This is a genomic window from Micromonospora sp. AMSO12t, assembly GCF_008806585.1.
GTDB classification, from domain to species: Bacteria; Actinomycetota; Actinomycetes; order Mycobacteriales; family Micromonosporaceae; genus Micromonospora; species Micromonospora reichwaldensis.
Window position 1 is genome coordinate 21,940 of sequence record NZ_WAAS01000037.1, and the last position, 16,241, is coordinate 38,180.

Genomic DNA, 16,241 nt, shown 5'->3' on the forward strand with positions numbered 1-16,241 from the left:
TCAGATCAACCCCTGTCGCTGCCGATGACGGTGTGCCGGGTGAGCTCCAGCCGGGTCACGCCGGTGATCCGGCCCCCGGCGACGGTGACCTCGACCGGCATGGGATGCGCGAGGAAGGCCACCAGGCTGGCGTAGAGGCCGTACGCGCCCACGTTGGGCACGGCGACCAGCTGGCCCGGGACCAGCGGCGGGAGGGCCGCGGCGCGGGCCCACGTGTCCAGCGGCGTGCACAGCGGCCCGGTGACGATGGTCCCGGGCACCGGCGCGCCGGCCGCCGCGTCCACGGTGACCAGGTCCGGCACGATCGGCGGCAGCCGGCGCAGCCCGGACATCCCGCCGAGGTGGTGGATGCCCGACTCCAGCACCACCACGGTGGCGCCCTGCGACCGCTTCACGTCCAGGACCCGGGTGACGAGCGTGCCGCAGGTGCCGACCAGGTACCGGCCGGACTCGAAGGCCACCCCCGGTCCACGCTCCGGCCAGCCCGGGAAGGCGTCGCCCAGCAACGCCGTCAGCCGGTCCGCCAGCTTCGGCAGGTCCGGTCGGTCGCCGGCCCGCGCGAAGGGCGCCCCGAAGCCGCCGCCCAGGTCGATCAGCTCCGGCTGCGTCCCGGTCGCCGCCGCCAGCCGCCGTACGGTGTCGACGGACTGGGTGAACTGGGCGAGCAGGGCGTCCTCGCCGTCGACGTTGCTGCCCATGTAGAGGTGGAACCCGACCGGGGACACGTTCCGGCGCGGCCCGAACAGCTCGGGCCGGTCCAGCACCCAGCGCACGTCCGCGCCGAACTGCGAGGCGACGCCGGTCATGGTGAGCCCCTGCCCGGGGGCCGGGGTGTCGTCGTTGATGCGCACCAGCGTGCGGACCTCGACGTCGTGCTCGCGGGCCACCCGGTCGAGCTGGTCCAGCCCGTACGGCGAGTCGACGGAGAAGAGCCCCACCCCGGCCCGTACGGCCTCGACCAGGTCGACGTCCCGCTTGCCGGGGCCGGTGTAGAGGACCTCGGCCGGATCGCAGCCGGCCGCCAGCGCGACGCGCAGCTCGCCGGGGGAGCAGACCTCCGCCCGGCACCCCGCGGCGGTGAGGTCGGCGACCACCGTCGGGTGCGGGTTGGCCTTGAGCGAGTAGAACAGCTCGGCGGGCCCGGGCAGGGCGGCCCGCAGCGCGGCGTACGAGCGGGCCAGCTCGTCGGTGTCGTAGAGGTACGCCGGGGTCTGCGGCGCGTCCGGCCGGTCGAAGAGTTCCGCGAGCTCAGACACGGGCGCGCTCCGACCACATCCGGTACAGCTCCGCCCGGTCGACCTTGCCGTTGCGGGTCAGCGGGATCTCCGGCACGACCAGGCAGGTCCGGGGCGTCTTGATCTCGTCGAGTTCGGTGCGCAGCGCGGCGAGCACCTCCGGCGCGGTCAGCTCGGTCACCGCGAACAGGGTGGCCGAGTCGCCGCCGTCCTCGGCGCGGGGCGGCAGCACGGCGGCGGCCTGCATCTGCGGTATCCGGTGCGCCGCCGCCTCGACCTCGGTGACGCTGACGCGGATGCCGCGTTCCTTGTAGATGTCGTCGCGCCGGCCGACGAAGTAGAGGTAGCCGTCGGCGTCGAGCCAGCCGTGGTCGCCCGTGCGTAGCTGGGGGAAGAGCCCCTCGGCGCGGGGGAAGCGCTGCGCGGTGAGGTCCGGGCGACGCCAGTAGCCGGCCATCACGTGCGGGCCGCGGACCACGATCTCGCCGACGGTGCCGGGCGGCACCGCCGCGCCGTCCGCGTCCACGATCAGGATCTCGGTGCCGGGCAGGGCCCGCCCGGAGGCGCCGGGCCGGCGCAGGTCCTCGTCCACCGGCATGATCGCGGCCCGCTTGCACTCGGTGAGCCCGAACATCAGCTGTACGCGCAGCGTGGGGATGCGGGCGCGCAGGTCGCGCAGCACCTCGGGCGGCATCGCCGCGCCGGTGTTGGTGAGCAGGCGCAGCGCCGGCACGGCCGTGCCCGGGCGGGACAGCATCCGGGCCAGGCCACGGGCGAGGGCGGGCACGGCGGGCAGCACGGTCGCGCCGCTGTTCACCAGGTGCCGGGGCAGCGTCGGGCCGGTGTCGGCGGGGGAGGCCAGGTGCAGCCGGGCGCCGGCCAGCGTGCTGAGGAAGATCTGGTACATGCCGTAGTCGAAGGAGAGCGGCAGGGCGCACCACACGACGTCGTCGGCCCGGTAGCCGAGCTGGGCGGCGATGGCCCCGGCGGCGAAGACCACCTGCGCGTGGGTGGACACCACCGCCTTCGGCATGCCGGTGCTGCCGGAGGTGTAGATGAGGCAGACCGGATCGACGGCCAGCGGGGCCGCCGCCGGCTCGGCGTCCGGGCCGTCGCGCACGATCCGGCGCAGCTCCGCCGAGCCGACGGCCGGCACCCCGTGCTCGGCGGCCACGGCGAGCGCCCGGGGGCTGTCGCTGACGAGCAGCGCCGGCTCGGCGTCGGTCAGCACGTGGGCCAGGGCGATCGCGGGGGACTGGTCGTTGACGACGCTGAACACGGCGCCCGCCCGGGAACAGGCGTACAGCAGGGCGGGCAGCAGCGGGTCGGTGGGCAGGCAGACCACCACCCGCTCGCCCCGGCGCACACCCCGCCCGGCGAGCCAGCCGGCGAGCCGCCGGCTGGCGGCGTCCAGCTCGCCGTAGCTCTGGACCAGGTCGCCACGCGCGATCGCCGGTGCGTCCGGCCGGGCGGCCGCGGTGCGGTCCAGCAGTTCGTGCAGCAGCCCGCTCACCGGCCCGACACCCCCTGCGTCGCCGGCCGGGCCCGCTCGAACACGGCGCCCAGCGAGTCGAGGTCGTGCAGGGCCGTCCCGGTGAGGTCGTCCGGGTCCAGCTCCACCCCCAGCCGGGTCTCCGCCCGCTCGATCACCTCGACCAGCCGGAACGAGTTGAAGCCCGACAGCGTCCGCAGCGGACGCCCGTCGACCGGCACCTCCGGGCCCACACCGAGGACGCCACGCACCTCGTCGGCCAGCACCTCGCGGATCCGGCCCGGGTCGGCGGCCGGCCCGCCCCTCGGCGGTGGCACCGGCCCGGCGTCGGCGAGCCGTCCGGCGAGCGCCACGTCGTCGCGCAGCAGGCCGGCGAGCTGGTCGAGGACGGGGGCGGGGAAGACGCCGCCCCGGCGGACCCGGCGCATCGCCACGTAGCTCTGCCCGGCGAGCGCGAGCCAGGCGTCGGCGCGACCGGCGGCCTCCCGTGCCGCGTCGGCGGCGTCCGGGTCGCCGGCCAGCCAGGCGGCGTGCAGGGCCCGGGACCGGCCGAGCAGCCACACGTCGAGCACCAGTTGGGCCGCCGCCTCCGCCTCGCCCGCCCGCCGCCGGACGGCCGCCAGGTAGTCCTCGATCCGGTCGGCCTCGGCGCGCAACGCGGCGGCGTTGTCCCGCAGCACCGCCGCCCGGTCGAGCACCGGGGTGCCGTCGGCGACGACGGTCATCGCGGTCGCGCGGGGCACCGCCGCGTCGAAGTCGGCGGCCGACATCCGCCACGTCCCCGGTCGCGCGTCACCCCACTGGGTGGAGTTGTGGTAGCCGTCGACCACGACGCAGTGCTCACCGGCGTCGACCAGCAGGAAGCTGTGCTCCATGTGCTGGTTTCCGGCGTACGGCAGCCAGCTCATGGTGAACGTGTCGGCGACCACGTAGAGCGGCGAATGCTCCGCCACCAGCTCGCGCAGCCGCGCGCCCGGCACGTCGTCCCAGCGTCGGGCGACCCGCAGGCCGAGCAGGTCGGCCGCCTCGGCCAGCCGCTGGTCCACCGACGCGGTCACCGCCGGCGTCCCGGCCGGCCCCTCGGCGGTGTGGAAGCGCAGGGTGGCCCCGAGCGCCAGGTGCGCGCCGGGCCCGTAGGCCCGGTCGGCCAGCGCGGCCAGGTTCACCTGTACGCAGTCCAGCACGTCGGCGCGGAGACCGGTCAGCACCGGCGTCCACTCCCGGCTGCGCGTCGGCACCGCAGGCACAGCGACCATGTCACGCCCTTCAGATCTCGTGGACCGCGCGGAGCGACGCCGTCGCCGCCCGCAACGCGTCCGCGTCGGCCGGCCGGTCCTCGGGCAGACCGGCGAGGAGCTTGTCGTACGCGGCCAGGTCGAGCAGGCCGTGCCCGCTGACGCAGACCAGCACCCCGTGCCGCGCCGGGTGCCCGGACTCCCGCCCGGTCGCCACGCGGGCGGCGGCGGCCAGCGCGTGACCCGACTCCGGCGCGGGCAGCACCAGCTCGGTCAGGGCGAACGTCCGGCCGGCGGTCAGCGCCTCCCGCTGGCCCACCGCCAGCGCCGAGATCTGCTCCCGGTGCCGCATGGCGGAGATCAGCTTCGCCGCGCCGTGGAAGCGCAGCCCGGCCGAGTGCGACGCGGGGATCGCGTACCCGCTGCCGATCGTGTACATCGGCTCCATCGGGCCGGTGCCGGTGGAGTCGGTGTGGTCGTAGGCGTACACCCCACGGGTCAGCTTCGGGGTGGCGCTGGACTCGACCGCGATCAGGTCGGCGGGCACGTCCAGCTCGCCGGCCCGCCAGGCGGCGAAGAACGGCAGGGCCAGCCCGCCGAAGTTGCTGCCGGCGCCCACGCAGCCGATCACCGCGTCCACGGTGGCGTCGACGGCGGCGAGCTGGTCGATCGCCTCCAGGCCGATCACCGACTGGTGCAGGATGCTGTACGTCTCGCCGCTGCCGATGCAGAACGCCCGCTTGGGATCCGCCCGGGCGTACTCGACGGCCTCGCCGATGGCCAGCGCGAGGCTGTTGCCCTGCCCCGGCTGCTCGGCGGCGGCGCGTCCCACCCCGGTCAGCGGGCTGGGACTGGCGTGCAGCTCCGCGCCGTAGAGCCGCATCAGGCTGCCCCGGTACGGCTTGTCGCGCAGGCTCCCGCCGACCATGAAGACGGTGCAGGCCATGCCGAACGCGGCGCAGGCGGCGGCGAGGGCGCTGCCCCACTGCCCGGCGCCGGTGCCGGTGACCAGCTCCCGGAAGCCCGCCCGGTGGTAGTAGTGGGCCTGCGCCAGCGCGGTGTTGAACTTGTGGCTGCCGGAGATGTTCCCGCCCTCGTACTTGACGTAGATCGGGACGGTGGCCCCGATCTCGGCCTCGAAGCGGCGGGCCCGCCACAGCGGCGCCGGCCGGTAGGCCCGGTAGCGCTCGGCCACGGGCTCCGGGATCGGCCAGAACTCCCGGGCCGACACGCTCTGCCGGATCAGCTCCAGGGGCAGGGTGGCGGTCACCGGGCCGTCGGTGTCCTCCGGCGTCACGTCCGCGGGCAGTTCGTAGCCGAGGTGCGGCAGGACGCTGCGCCAGGCCGGGGGCGTCTCGGTCACGACTCCTCCTTCACCACGTCGGCGACGACGTCGACCAGGTCCGCGACGGTCGTGAAGACCCGCCCGGCGAAGATGTCGTCCGGCAGCGTCACGTCCAGCTCGTCCTCCAGCCGGACGAGCATGCCGAGGAAACCGAGCGAGTTGACCCGCAGCAGGTCGCCGTTGAGGGGCTCGTGGTCGTCGACCGTGCCGGGGTCGACCGCGAGCCGGGACTCGCGTACGACCAGCCGTTTCACCGCCTCGTTGATCAGGGACCGGTCCGTCATGCCGCCTCCGTCCCGTCGCCGCGCAGCCTGCCCCCGGCGTCGACGACCCAGCTCCAGGTCAGCAGGGCGGACAGGTCGACGGGCCCGCGTACGTGCAGCCGGCCCGTGCTGATGGACAGCTCCGGCCCCAGCGCCATCGTCGGACCGTCGTGCAGGCGCAGGGAGCCGTTGACCACCAGCGCGGCGGCGTCCACCCTGGCCAGGAACCCGTTCACGACCGTCGGGTCGGTGGCCACCACGCCCTCGGTGTGCCGGGAACCGAAGCGGCGGATGTGGGCCGCCGCCTCGTCGAGGCCGGCGACGGGCCGGATGCCGACCGCGCGTTCCAGGAACTCGCGGCCGTCGTCGGCGGCGGTCAGCTCGGCCACCGGCGCCCCGGCGGGCACGGCGGCGGTCAGCCGGGGGTCGACCCGCAGCAGCCACGGCTCGGTCAGCCCGGCGCCGGCCCGCAGCAGGGCCCGGGTCAGCTCCTCGGCCACGTCGGCGTGGGCCAGCACCAGTTCGAGCGTGTTGCACGCGGTGGGCTCGCCCAGCTTGCTGTCGAGCGCGATCCGGGCGGCCAGTTCCAGGTCGGCGCTGCGGTCGACGTAGAGGTGGTTGACCCCGCCGCCGCTGGCGATAACCGGGATGGTGGAGCTGGTCTGGCAGTAGTCGATCAGCGTCGGGCTGCCCCGGGGGATCAGCACGTCGACCGCGTCGTGCCGCTTCAGCAGGGCCCGCACCAGCCGGCGGTCGGGGTCGGTGACGATCCGTACGGTGCCGTCGGGCAGTCCCGCGTCCGCCAGCGCCTGCCCGACGACGACGGCGAGGGCCCGGTTGGTGGCCGCGATCTCCGACCCGCCGCGCAGGACGGCCACGTTGCCGACCGCCACCGGGAGCAGGGCGCCCTCGACCGTCACCGTCGGCCGCGCCTCGAAGATCATCAGAACCACGCCGAGCGGCTTGGGCAGCCGGCGTACGGTGGCGCCGTTGCCGGCCCGGTGTCCCTCGGTCGGCGCGGTCACCGCCGGCAGCGCCGCACGGGTCCGCGCGATCAGGTCGACCAGCGCGTCGAGGTGGCGCTTGCCGAGCGCCAGGCGGTCCACCAGCTCGGGGCCGAGGCCCGACTCGGTGCCCCGGGCCACGTCGGTGGCGTTCGCCGCCAGGACGTCGGCCCAGCCGGCGGCGAGCCGGTCGGCGAGCGCCGCGCAGTACCGGTCGTAGCGCCCGTCGCCGGGCGGGGGCAGCTCGGCCCAGGCCCGCGTCGCGCCGTCCAGGATCTCGTCCACATCGGTCACCACATGAACTGCCCACCGTCCACGATCAGCTTCTGCCCGGTCAGGTATCCACTCGCCGGCCCGACGAGGAACTCCAGGGCGTCGGCGATCTCCTCGGTGGTGCCGATGCGGCCCCGGGGGATGTCCGCGACCACCGCCGCCCGGGCGGCCGGGTCGTCCAGCCGGAACCGGGTCACCAGCTCGTCGGTCTCGGTCATGCCCGGGATCAGGCAGTTGACCCTGATCCGGGGCGCCAGCTCCAGCGCCAGGCACTTGGTGAGCTGGAGCAGGCCGGCCTTGCTGGCGCAGTAGTTCACGCCGTTGCGGCGGGGACGGATGCCGGTGGTGGCCCCCACGTTGACGATCACGCCGTCGCGCCCGGCCGCCAGCATCGCGGGCGCGAACGCCCGGGTGAGGTGGAAGACCCCGGAGAGGTTGGTGTCGAGCACCCGCCGCCAGTCCTCGGTCGACATCTCCAGGAACGGCCGGTCGATGTTGATGCCCGCGTTGTTGACGAGCACGGTCGGCGGGCCGTGCTCCGCGAGGACCGTCTCCACGGCGGCGTTGACCGCGTCGGCGTCGCCGACGTCGAGCCGGACCGGGTGGAACGCGGCGCCGAGCTCGGCCGCCGCCGACGCCGCCGCGACGGCGTCACCCCGGTACGGCGCGACCACCCGGTGCCCCAGCTTCACCAGCCGGCGGCTGAAGGTGAGCCCGATGCCCCGGGTGCCGCCGCTGACCACCGCGAGCGGGCTCATCGCAGCACCGCACCGGAGGAGCGGCCGAGGAACGGCGTCACCTCGTCGACGAGCTGCGGCAGGCGCTCGGGGTCGAAGACGTCGAAGTGCCCCGCGTCGAGCCGCCCGGCGCTGAGCTCAGGCGCCAGTTCCCGCCACCGGGCCTCGGCCTCGGCGCGGAACCCGAACTCCTCGTCGGTGCACATCAGCATCAGCACCCGGCCGGCGTACGACCGTTCGGCCCGGTAGTCGGCGAGGGCGGCGACCTGGGTGTCGAAGACCCGCCGGACCCGCTCGACGGTCGCCGGGGCGGGGCGCGGCCCGAGCATCCCGACGACGGTCTCGCGGACCCGGGCGTCCTCCTCGGCCGTGGCGCGGCGCGGCAGCGGCGTCGCGTCCACCAGCACCAGGTCGGGCAGGTGCCCCCGCTCGGCCAGCCGGACGCACAGCTCCCAGGCGACCGAGCCGCCGAGGGACCAGCCGAGGACGGCCGCCGGGACCGTGCCGTCCGCGTCCAGCGCCTGCGCCGCCGCGTCGGCCATCTCGGCGATGCTGAGTTCCGGCTCCTCGTCGGGCAGCAGGCCGGCCGCGCGTACCGCCGCGACGTTGTGGGTCTTGCCGATGGCCGCGGCGAGCCGCAGGTAGGGGTGCAGCCCGCCGCCGGCGCCCGGCAGCAGTACGCACGCCGGTCGGGCGCCCCGCCGCAGCAGGGGGACCAGCCGGCCGGGCAGCCTGGTCGTCACGGCGTCACCGCCGCATCGTCGCCGCCCCGCCCCGCGCGGACGAGCCCCGCCAGGGTGGCCACGGTGGGCGCGGCGAAGAAGTCGACAAGCGGCACCGCCACCCCGTAGCGCTCCTGCACCTCGGCGAGGGTGGTGAAGATGTTCAGCGAGTGGGCGCCGTACTCGATGAGCGGGCGGTCCGGCCGGATGCCCTCGACGTCGAGCACCCCGCCCCACAGCCCGGCCAGCTCCCGCTCCAGGTCGTCGGCGTACGCGACCTCGGCGGTGTCGGCGCTCTGCTGCTCGACCAGCAGCTCGTCGGCGAGCCGCAGCAGGGCGTCGCGGTCGGTCTTGCCGGTCGGCGTGGTCGGGACCCGGTCGACCGAAAAGATCCACAGGGGACGCATGTAGACCGGCAGCGCCGTGGTCAGCCGTTGGCGGACCTGTTCCGGGTCGACGGTCGAGTCCGCGTCGGGACGGACGAACAGCCCGAGTTCCCGGTCGGACCCGGAGCCCCGGACCACGGCCACCGACTGTCGGACGCCGTCGACCTGGTTCGCGACCGCCTCGATCTCGCCCAGCTCGATCCGGTACCCCCGGATCTTGACCTGGGTGTCCATCCGGCCCAGGAAGACCAGGTCGCCCCGGTCGTCGCGGACCACGAGGTCCCCGGTGCGGTACATGGTCGCGTCGGGCGCACCGGAGAACCGGTCGGGCACGAACCGTTCGGCCGTGATCTCCGGGTCGTTGATGTAGCCGTCGGCGGGGCAGTCCCCGCCCAGGAGCAGCTCGCCGGCGACGCCGGGCGGGGCGAGGTGGCCGGTGGCGTCGACCACGTACGCGCTCACCTGCGGGTACGGCTGGCCGATCGGCACGTGGGTCGGCCAGACCGCGTCCCGGTACGACAGCCGGTGCGAGGTGACCGCGTGGGTCTCGGTGGGGCCGTACAGGTTGACCAGGGTGCAGTGCGGGTGGGCGAGGAAGAAGTCGCGGATCTCGTCGTCGACGATGAGCTGCTCGCCGGAGACGCACAGGTAGCGCAGCGCGGGCAACCGGGTGCCCCGGCTCGCGGCGGTCTGCACCAGGGGTCGCAGCGCCGCGACCGGCAGGTAGACGTGGGTCACCTCGGTCCTGGCGATCCGGCTGAGGACGGCGGTGAACATCCGCCGGTCGGCCGGCTCGCGGGAGACCACCGTCCCGCCCGCCGCCAGGGTCGGCAGGATCTCCTGGAAGGAGACGTCGAAGCCGAGCGGGGCGTACTGGAGGAAGCGGGTCTCGGCGTCCATGCCGAGGGCCGCGATCTGCCAGCTGGTGAGGTTGGCCAGGGGGCGGTGTCCCATCTGGACGCCCTTGGGCTGCCCGGTGGAGCCCGACGTGTACATCACGTAGATCGGGGCGTCGGGATCGGCCAGCGGGTCGGGCACCGGCTCCGTCGTGGCGGCCAGGTCCGCCACCGCGACCGTGGGCACGTCCGGCACCAGGGCCTCGCCGACGACGAACTCGCAGCCGGCCCGCCGGACCATGTACTCCAGCCGCTCGGCGGGCAGGCCCGGATCCAGGGGGAGGTACGCCGCGCCCCGGCGGAGGATGGCCAGGATGGCGGTCACCGTGTCGCAGAGCGTCGTCGCGGCGAGGCCCACCACGGCCCGGGGGCCCACGCCGTGCGCGGCGAGCCCGGCGCTGATCCGCTCGGCCTCGGCCAGCAACTGGCGGTAGTCGAGCCGGCGGGTCGGGTCCTCGATCGCGGGGGCGTCGGGTCGCTGCCGGGCCGCCGCCGTCACCCAGTCCCACGGCGTGTCGCCGGTCAGCGGGCTGGTCCAGCCGTCGGAGCGGACGCTGGCCGCGACGGAGGCGTCGGCGAAGAGGTCACCGAGCCGTTGCGAGCCGTCCCGGACCGTTCCGCGTACGGCGTCGCGCAGCGAGGTGAGCAGCCCGTCGGCGACGACGGGTGCGATGAGCTGCCGGTCGTACTCGAGTTCGAGCAGCCAGCGGCCGTCGACGGGGGTGGCGCCCAGCCAGAGGTCGAACTTGGCGGTGCCGTTGCCGGGCTCCAGGACCCGCAGCACGGCCCCGCCCGGTTCGGGTGTGAAGGTGTCCTGCATGGCGAGCATCGCCGAGAACAGCGGGTTGCGGTTGCTGGATCGGTCGGGCCGTACGTCGGCGACGAGCCGGTTGAAGGTGACGTCGACGTTCGCGCGGCAGAAGTCGATGGACTCCCGGACCACCTTGCCGAGATGCTCGTCGACGGTGCGGCTCCACTCCACGTCGACGGTGACCGGCAGTGTGTTGACGAAGAAGCCGCCCAGGTCGAAGGCGCCGATCGTGCGGCGGGCCATGAACGGGCTGCCGACCAGGACGCTGGACACGTTGCCGTGCCGGGCCAGCACGGTGCCGTAGATGCCGGAGAAGAAGACGAAGGGGGAGATCTCCAGCCGCCGGCAGGTCTCCGACAGCGCGGCCGTCTCGGCCTGGCTGAGGTACCAGCTGACCCGGTCGCCGGTGAACTCCGTCTGCGCGGCGCGGCCGGGCAGGGGGGCCAGCACCAGGGGCGGGACCTCCCGCAACCGGGCCGCCCACTCCCGGGACCGGTCGACGACGCGGTCGGAGGTGGCGGTGCGGTTCTGCGCCGCCAGCTCCTTGACGAAGGCCTTCTCGCGGGCGGCGCGCCGCTGCTCGACCTCCGCCCCGGCGAGGCGGCCGGACAGTGCCTCCTGGAGGTCCCGCACCAGGGGCCCCATCGACACGCCGTCGAGGATGATGTGGTGGTCGCAGAGGAGGACGGCCACCCGGGGCTCGTCGACGCAGCGGACGACGGCGAAGCGGTACGCGGGGCCATTGGCCAGGTCGAACTCGGGTCGGCCGATCCGCCGCTGCGCCGCGCCGACGGCCTCCTCGAAGTCGCGCAGCCGAGCCGTGACCCGTTCGAGCGGGAAGTCCTCCGGACCCGGCGGCGGGGTGAGCCGCGCGTGCATCTCCGGGAGCAGCCCGAAGACCTGGCGCATCGCCGGCTGGACGGCGACCACCGTGGCCAGCGCGCGTTCGATCGTCTCGTCGGGGATCGACGGGTCGATGTCGAAGCGGACGAGCTGGTTGTAGACGGCGCGGCCGGGCGAGCGTTCGTTGACGACCAGCAGCCCCTTCTGCGACTCGGTGATCGGCAGTCGCACCGGCCCGGTGTCCGTCGCGGGTTCCGTCCCGGCCGTCGTGGTCACCGTGCGCCCCCGGTCTCGGCGCCCACGGCGCTCAGCTCGCGTAGCCACTGCTTGAGGTCACCGACGGTGCGGAGGTCCACCAGGCGGGTGGCGTCGATCTCCGCGTCGTCGTCGTCGGCCAGCTCGACGGCGAGCCGCAGCAGGGACAGCGATTCGAGGCCGGCCTCCAGCAGGGGGGTCGAGTCGTCGAAGGCCACCGACGCGTACTTCGCGATCGTCGTGTCGAGGTCAGCTGGAGTCGTCATCCCTGCTTCCCGTTCACCTGAGGTCGGCCGCGCCGCATTGATCGGAAACCGGGCGAGGAGCCGGGCCGCCGATCGAGGTGGGGGTCGACTGAATTTGCGCTTGAAAGTTCTACGGGTCCGAGCATCCCGGCGCCGATGTTCTCTCGATGTTCCCGGGATGGAATGTCGTTGGTCGCTGATTCGGGTGGCATCCCGGAGCCCGTCCGGTACCGGGCGGAGGCGGCGTAAAAGGGGCGCTGGCCAGTGGCGCGAGCCTGGAGGCGGGGCCCGGCGGGGCGGCAATGCCGCCGTAATCGCCTCAGATGCGGCACCGGGCGACAGAAACCCCCGTACGTATTATTCGGGTCCCCGGTGGGCTGCCGTGGCCGCCGCCGGAAGGGCCGGCCGACGCACTGACGTGAGGATGGACACGTTCCCCCGGATGACCTATGGTGCAACCAGCGCAACGCAGAGTATTCCCATAAGGTGCGAAAAGGACTTTCCGCGATTGTTGGAGCCGCCTGCCGATACCCGTACGACCACCCTGTCAACGCGCGGACCCCGATGACCTGCGACTCCGTTCAGCCCCGGCGACCGGTCCGATCGGAATTGCCGGCGATGGCCGGGGCGGAAGTGCGGGATCGGTCCCCGACCCGCCCGGCATTGCGTGTCAGCTAATTGGCAAGCACGGTCGGGTAAATGGTCCCTTATCGTTTGTCCGGGTGCTGTGCGAACTCCGCGGCGGAGTTCTGATTCACTTCTCCCAATTCAAGACCGTGCGAGGGATTGTCGTGGCCACAGCTCAAACCACAGCGCAGGCGGATCCGCCCGGAGCCAGGCGAAACGAATGGATTCTGGTCATCTTCACGGGCACTACCAACATCGCCGACGCGGTGGCCCGGATCGCCCTCCCGCTGCTCGCCGCCCAGATCAGTCGATCACCCGTCGTCGTCACCGCCGTCGCGGCCATCATGAGCCTGCCGTGGTTGGTGGCCGCGCTGCACGTCGGCGTCTTCGTCGACCGGATGGACCGGCGGGCCCTGCTGATGGGCGCCGAGATCGCCCGGATGGTCGCCGTCGGCGCGCTCCTCGTCGCCGTGCTCGCCGCGAGCCCCACCCTGGCGCTGATCTACGCCGCCGCCCTGGTCATCGGCCTGGCCGACGTGGTGGCCGGGATCGCCGGAGTCTCCATCGTCCCGTCGGCCGTGCCGAAACACCGCTGGGAGACCGCCAACGCGCGGATCACGGCCCTGGAATACCTGTTCAACGGCTTCGCCGGGCAGCCGATCGGCGGCTTCCTGGTGGCGGTCGGGTTCGGGCTCGCGCTCAGCGTCACCGGGTTCGCCTACGTGGCCGGCGCGATCCTGCTGCTCTTGCTGGTCGGCAACTTCAAGGTCGCGGCCCCCGAGCGCAAGCGCTCGGTCAACGAGGACATCCGCGAGGGCCTCCGGTTCCTCTGGCAGCACCGGCTGCTCCGGACGATGGCGCTGCTCATCGCGATCATGGCCGGCTGCTGGGCGGCGTGGCTCGCCCTCATCCCGGTCTACGCCGTCGGCGGCCCGCTCGGCCTCGACGAACGGCAGTACGGCTTCCTGCTCACCGGCCTCGGCGCGGGCGGGGTGATCGGCACCGTCATCGTCGGGCCGGTCAACCGGTGGATCGGCCGACGCTGGTCCATGTTCACTGACATCGTCGGCGCCTTCGCCCTCGTCGCGGCCCCGGCGCTGCTGCCCGCCGCGCCGTCCAGCGCCTGGGCCATCGGCGCCGCGGCGTTCCTCGCCGGCGCCGGCGGCACGATGTGGACGGTCAACTCCCGGTTCATCACGCAGTCCCTGGTGCCGGCCGACATGCTCGGTCGGTTCAGCGCCGCGAGCCGCCTCGTGGCCTGGGGCATGACCCCGGTCGCCGCGATCCTCGCCGGCATCCTCGCCGAGTTCTTCTCCTACCAGGTGGCGTTCGGCTTCTTCGCGGTGCTCTGCGTACTGCTGATCTACCCGTTCTTCAAGGTGGTCACCCGGGAGCGCATGGCTGAGGTCGACGGCCCGGCCGCCGCCCCGGCGTCCGGCGACCCGGACGACAGCGGCACCGCCGACGACGGTGGGGACCTGCCGGAGGCGGCGACCACCGGCGGCTCCCGGTGAGCGCGGACGACCCGACGCTCTTCCAGGGGTTCACCGACACGGTCCGCCGCCATCCCGACGCCCCGGCGCTGCGCGTCGCCGGGCACGAGCTGACGTACGCCGAACTCCTGGACCGGGTCGAGCGGCTGGCCACCCGGCTGGTCGCCCTGCACGGCCGCCCGCCCCGGGTCGTCGGGCTCTGCGCGTCGCGCAGCCTCGCGGCGTACGTCGGCTATCTCGCCACGCTGCGGCTGGCCGCGGCCGTCGTGCCGCTCGGCCCCGACGCGCCGGCGGAACGGATCCGGCGGACCTGCGCCCACGCCGGGGTGGACGCCCTGCTCGCCGACGACGCGGGCGGCCGGGTGGCCGACGAGGCGGCCGGGCCGGTCGGCGTCCTGCACCTGCCCGACACCCCGCAGCAGCGCTGGTACGACGTGCCGGCCGAGCGGTGGACCGACGCGTACGCCGGCGGCCCCGACGACGTCGCGTACACCCTGTTCACCTCCGGATCCACCGGCACGCCCAAGGGGGTGCCGATCCGGCACCGCAACCTCGCCCCCTACCTCGCGCACTGCGTGCAGGCCTACCAGGTGGGGCCGGGGTCGCGGCTGTCGCAGACCTTCGAGCTGACCTTCGACCCGTCGGTGTTCGACATGTTCGTCGCCTGGTCGTCCGGCGCGCTGCTGGTGGTCGCCGCGCCCGGCGACACCCTGGCCCCCGTCCGCTACGTGAACGACAACCAGATCACCCACTGGTTCTCCGTACCGTCGGTGATCTCCCTGGCCCGCCGCCTGCGCACCCTGCGTCCCGGCAGCATGCCGGGCCTGCGGTGGAGCCTCTTCGCCGGTGAGCAGCTCACCCTGGCCCAGGCGCGGGCGTGGGCGGACGCCGCGCCGGGCAGCACCCTGGAGAACCTGTACGGGCCCACCGAACTCACCGTCACCTGCACCCGCTACCAGCTTCCCGCCGATCCGGCGCGGTGGCCCCGCACCAGCAACGACACCGTGCCGATCGGGCGGATCCATCCGCACCTGGAGGGGGTCCTGCTGGCGGCCGACGGGGCCGCCGGGGACGACGGCGAGCTCTGCGTGCGGGGCGGCCAGCGGTTCGACGGCTACCTCGACCCCGCGCAGAACCCCGGCCGGTTCGTCGACCACGACGGCCGCCAGTCGACGCCGGTCGACGGCCCGCCCGGCCCGGCGAGCTGGTACCGGACGGGGGACCGGGTCCGCCGGGAGGACGGCGAGCTGGTCCACCTGGGGCGGCTCGACGACCAGGTCAAGATCCACGGCTACCGCATCGAGCTGGGCGAGATCGAGTCCGTCCTGCGCCGGCACCCGGGGGTGCACGACGTCGTCGTCCTGGCGCTGCCCGGTGCCGGAGCGGTCGAGCTGCACGCGCTCTACACCTGCGACACCGTGGCGGAGGCGGCCCTGGCGGAACTGGTGGCCGACCACCTGCCGCCCTACATGGCGCCGGCGCGGTACCACCGGGTCGAGTTCTTCCCGGTCAACGCCAACGGCAAGGTCGACCGCCGGCGGCTGGCAGCGGACGTCGGACTGGTCTGAGCGGCGCCGACTCCCACCACGCTCACGAATCGAGAGCAGAGATGCCCATCCCGCGGCAAGCACCACCCGCCCGCCTGCGTTTCCGGTTGATGGGGCCGGTGGAGTTCCACGACGGCGTCCAGTGGCGGGGGATCGGCTCGGCGAAACAGCGCGCGTTGCTGGCGATGCTGCTGCTCAAGGCCGATCAGGTGGTGTCGCTCGAACAACTGGTGGCCGAACTCTGGGACGACAACCCGCCGGCCTCGGCCAGCGGCCTCGTCGCCGGGTACGCGTGGCGGCTGCGCCGCGCCCTGAACGACCGCGACGGCCGCGTCCTGACCACCCGCAGTCCCGGCTACCGCCTGGTGGTCGCCGCGGAGACGATCGACATCGGCGAGTGCGAGCGGCTGATCAGGCAGGCCCACGCCGATCTCGCGGCCGGCCTGCCGGACGCCGCCGTCGAGGGGTTCGACGGGGCGCTGGCGCTGTGGCGCGGCGCCCCGCTGGCCGACGTCCGGCCGACCCCGCTGGTGATGGCCGAGGTGGCCCGCCTGGAGGAGACCCGGATCGCGACGGTCGAGGCCCGCATCGGCGCCGAGCTGGAGCTGGGCCGGCACGGCATGCTGCTGCCGGAACTCAAGGTGCTCGTCAGCCAGCATCCCCTGCGGGAGCGCCTGCACGCCCACCTGATGACCGCCCTGTACCGCGACGGCCAGCAGGCGGTCGCCCTGGGCGCGTACCGCGACCTGCGGCGGTTGCTGGTCGACGAGCTGGGCATCGAGCCCAGCGAGTCCCTGCGCGACCTGGAACAGCGGATCCTGCGCAACGATCC

At 74.1% G+C, this 16,241-nt stretch carries 13 protein-coding genes; 3 read left to right on the forward strand and 10 right to left on the reverse strand.

Annotated features, from left to right (window positions below):
• Window positions 1-5: 5 nt before the first annotated feature.
• Genes F6X68_RS08635 through F6X68_RS08680 form a run of 10 tightly spaced genes read right to left on the reverse strand, consistent with a single transcriptional unit; the run spans window position 6 to window position 11,763 of the window.
• Window positions 6-1,256: a type III PLP-dependent enzyme gene (locus tag F6X68_RS08635; protein WP_151453755.1), complete on the reverse strand. Its 1,251-nt coding sequence runs from the start codon at window positions 1,254-1,256 to the stop codon at window positions 6-8.
• Entirely contained in the window at window positions 1,249-2,748 is a 1,500-nt protein-coding gene (locus F6X68_RS08640) for a class I adenylate-forming enzyme family protein (protein WP_151453756.1), read from the reverse strand. The genes F6X68_RS08635 and F6X68_RS08640 overlap by 8 nt, the downstream gene beginning before the upstream one ends.
• The gene (locus tag F6X68_RS08645; protein WP_151453757.1) at window positions 2,745-3,983 is read right to left on the reverse strand and encodes a phosphopantetheine-binding protein; all 1,239 of its coding nucleotides are present in this window, start codon (window positions 3,981-3,983) and stop codon (window positions 2,745-2,747) included. The genes F6X68_RS08640 and F6X68_RS08645 overlap by 4 nt, the downstream gene beginning before the upstream one ends.
• Window positions 3,984-3,993: 10 nt before the next feature.
• Window positions 3,994-5,325: a TrpB-like pyridoxal phosphate-dependent enzyme gene (locus F6X68_RS08650; protein ID WP_151453758.1), complete on the reverse strand. Its 1,332-nt coding sequence runs from the start codon at window positions 5,323-5,325 to the stop codon at window positions 3,994-3,996.
• The gene (locus tag F6X68_RS08655; protein WP_151453759.1) at window positions 5,322-5,591 is read right to left on the reverse strand and encodes an acyl carrier protein; all 270 of its coding nucleotides are present in this window, start codon (window positions 5,589-5,591) and stop codon (window positions 5,322-5,324) included. The genes F6X68_RS08650 and F6X68_RS08655 overlap by 4 nt, the downstream gene beginning before the upstream one ends.
• Window positions 5,588-6,868: a glutamate-5-semialdehyde dehydrogenase gene (locus F6X68_RS08660; protein ID WP_225852083.1), complete on the reverse strand. Its 1,281-nt coding sequence runs from the start codon at window positions 6,866-6,868 to the stop codon at window positions 5,588-5,590. Before F6X68_RS08660 ends, F6X68_RS08655 begins: the two co-directional genes overlap by 4 nt.
• On the reverse strand, window positions 6,865-7,605 hold the full coding sequence (locus tag F6X68_RS08665; protein WP_151453761.1) for an SDR family NAD(P)-dependent oxidoreductase: 741 nt from the start codon (window positions 7,603-7,605) through the stop codon (window positions 6,865-6,867). Before F6X68_RS08665 ends, F6X68_RS08660 begins: the two co-directional genes overlap by 4 nt.
• The gene (locus F6X68_RS08670; protein WP_151453762.1) at window positions 7,602-8,327 is read right to left on the reverse strand and encodes an alpha/beta fold hydrolase; all 726 of its coding nucleotides are present in this window, start codon (window positions 8,325-8,327) and stop codon (window positions 7,602-7,604) included. Before F6X68_RS08670 ends, F6X68_RS08665 begins: the two co-directional genes overlap by 4 nt.
• Window positions 8,324-11,473, reverse strand: a complete 3,150-nt coding sequence (locus F6X68_RS08675) for an amino acid adenylation domain-containing protein (RefSeq protein WP_225852084.1) — start codon at window positions 11,471-11,473, stop codon at window positions 8,324-8,326. The genes F6X68_RS08670 and F6X68_RS08675 overlap by 4 nt, the downstream gene beginning before the upstream one ends.
• 41 nt (window positions 11,474-11,514) lie before the next feature.
• The gene (locus F6X68_RS08680) at window positions 11,515-11,763 is read right to left on the reverse strand and encodes a phosphopantetheine-binding protein (RefSeq protein WP_151453764.1); all 249 of its coding nucleotides are present in this window, start codon (window positions 11,761-11,763) and stop codon (window positions 11,515-11,517) included.
• A 770-nt stretch (window positions 11,764-12,533) separates the two neighbouring features.
• On the opposite strand from F6X68_RS08680, the gene F6X68_RS08685 reads away from it, so the two are divergent.
• The 3 genes from F6X68_RS08685 to F6X68_RS08695 all read left to right on the forward strand — a co-directional run.
• On the forward strand, window positions 12,534-13,883 hold the full coding sequence (locus F6X68_RS08685; RefSeq protein WP_151453765.1) for an MFS transporter: 1,350 nt from the start codon (window positions 12,534-12,536) through the stop codon (window positions 13,881-13,883).
• Window positions 13,880-15,430, forward strand: a complete 1,551-nt coding sequence (locus F6X68_RS08690) for an amino acid adenylation domain-containing protein (protein ID WP_151453766.1) — start codon at window positions 13,880-13,882, stop codon at window positions 15,428-15,430. Before F6X68_RS08685 ends, F6X68_RS08690 begins: the two co-directional genes overlap by 4 nt.
• A 41-nt stretch (window positions 15,431-15,471) precedes the next feature.
• Window positions 15,472-16,241, forward strand: a 770-nt coding sequence (locus F6X68_RS08695) for an AfsR/SARP family transcriptional regulator (protein ID WP_151453767.1), incomplete at its 3' end; no start/stop codon positions are given.

Bases quoted from the DNA above. Each gene is read 5' to 3' on its own strand.
- F6X68_RS08665 (WP_151453761.1), bottom strand. From the start codon at position 7,605: ATGAGCCCGCTCGCGGTGGTCAGCGGCGGCACCCGGGGCATCGGGCTC.
- F6X68_RS08655 (WP_151453759.1), bottom strand. From the start codon at position 5,591: ATGACGGACCGGTCCCTGATCAACGAGGCGGTGAAACGGCTGGTCGTA.
- F6X68_RS08645 (WP_151453757.1), bottom strand. From the start codon at position 3,983: ATGGTCGCTGTGCCTGCGGTGCCGACGCGCAGCCGGGAGTGGACGCCG.
- F6X68_RS08680 (WP_151453764.1), bottom strand. From the start codon at position 11,763: ATGACGACTCCAGCTGACCTCGACACGACGATCGCGAAGTACGCGTCG.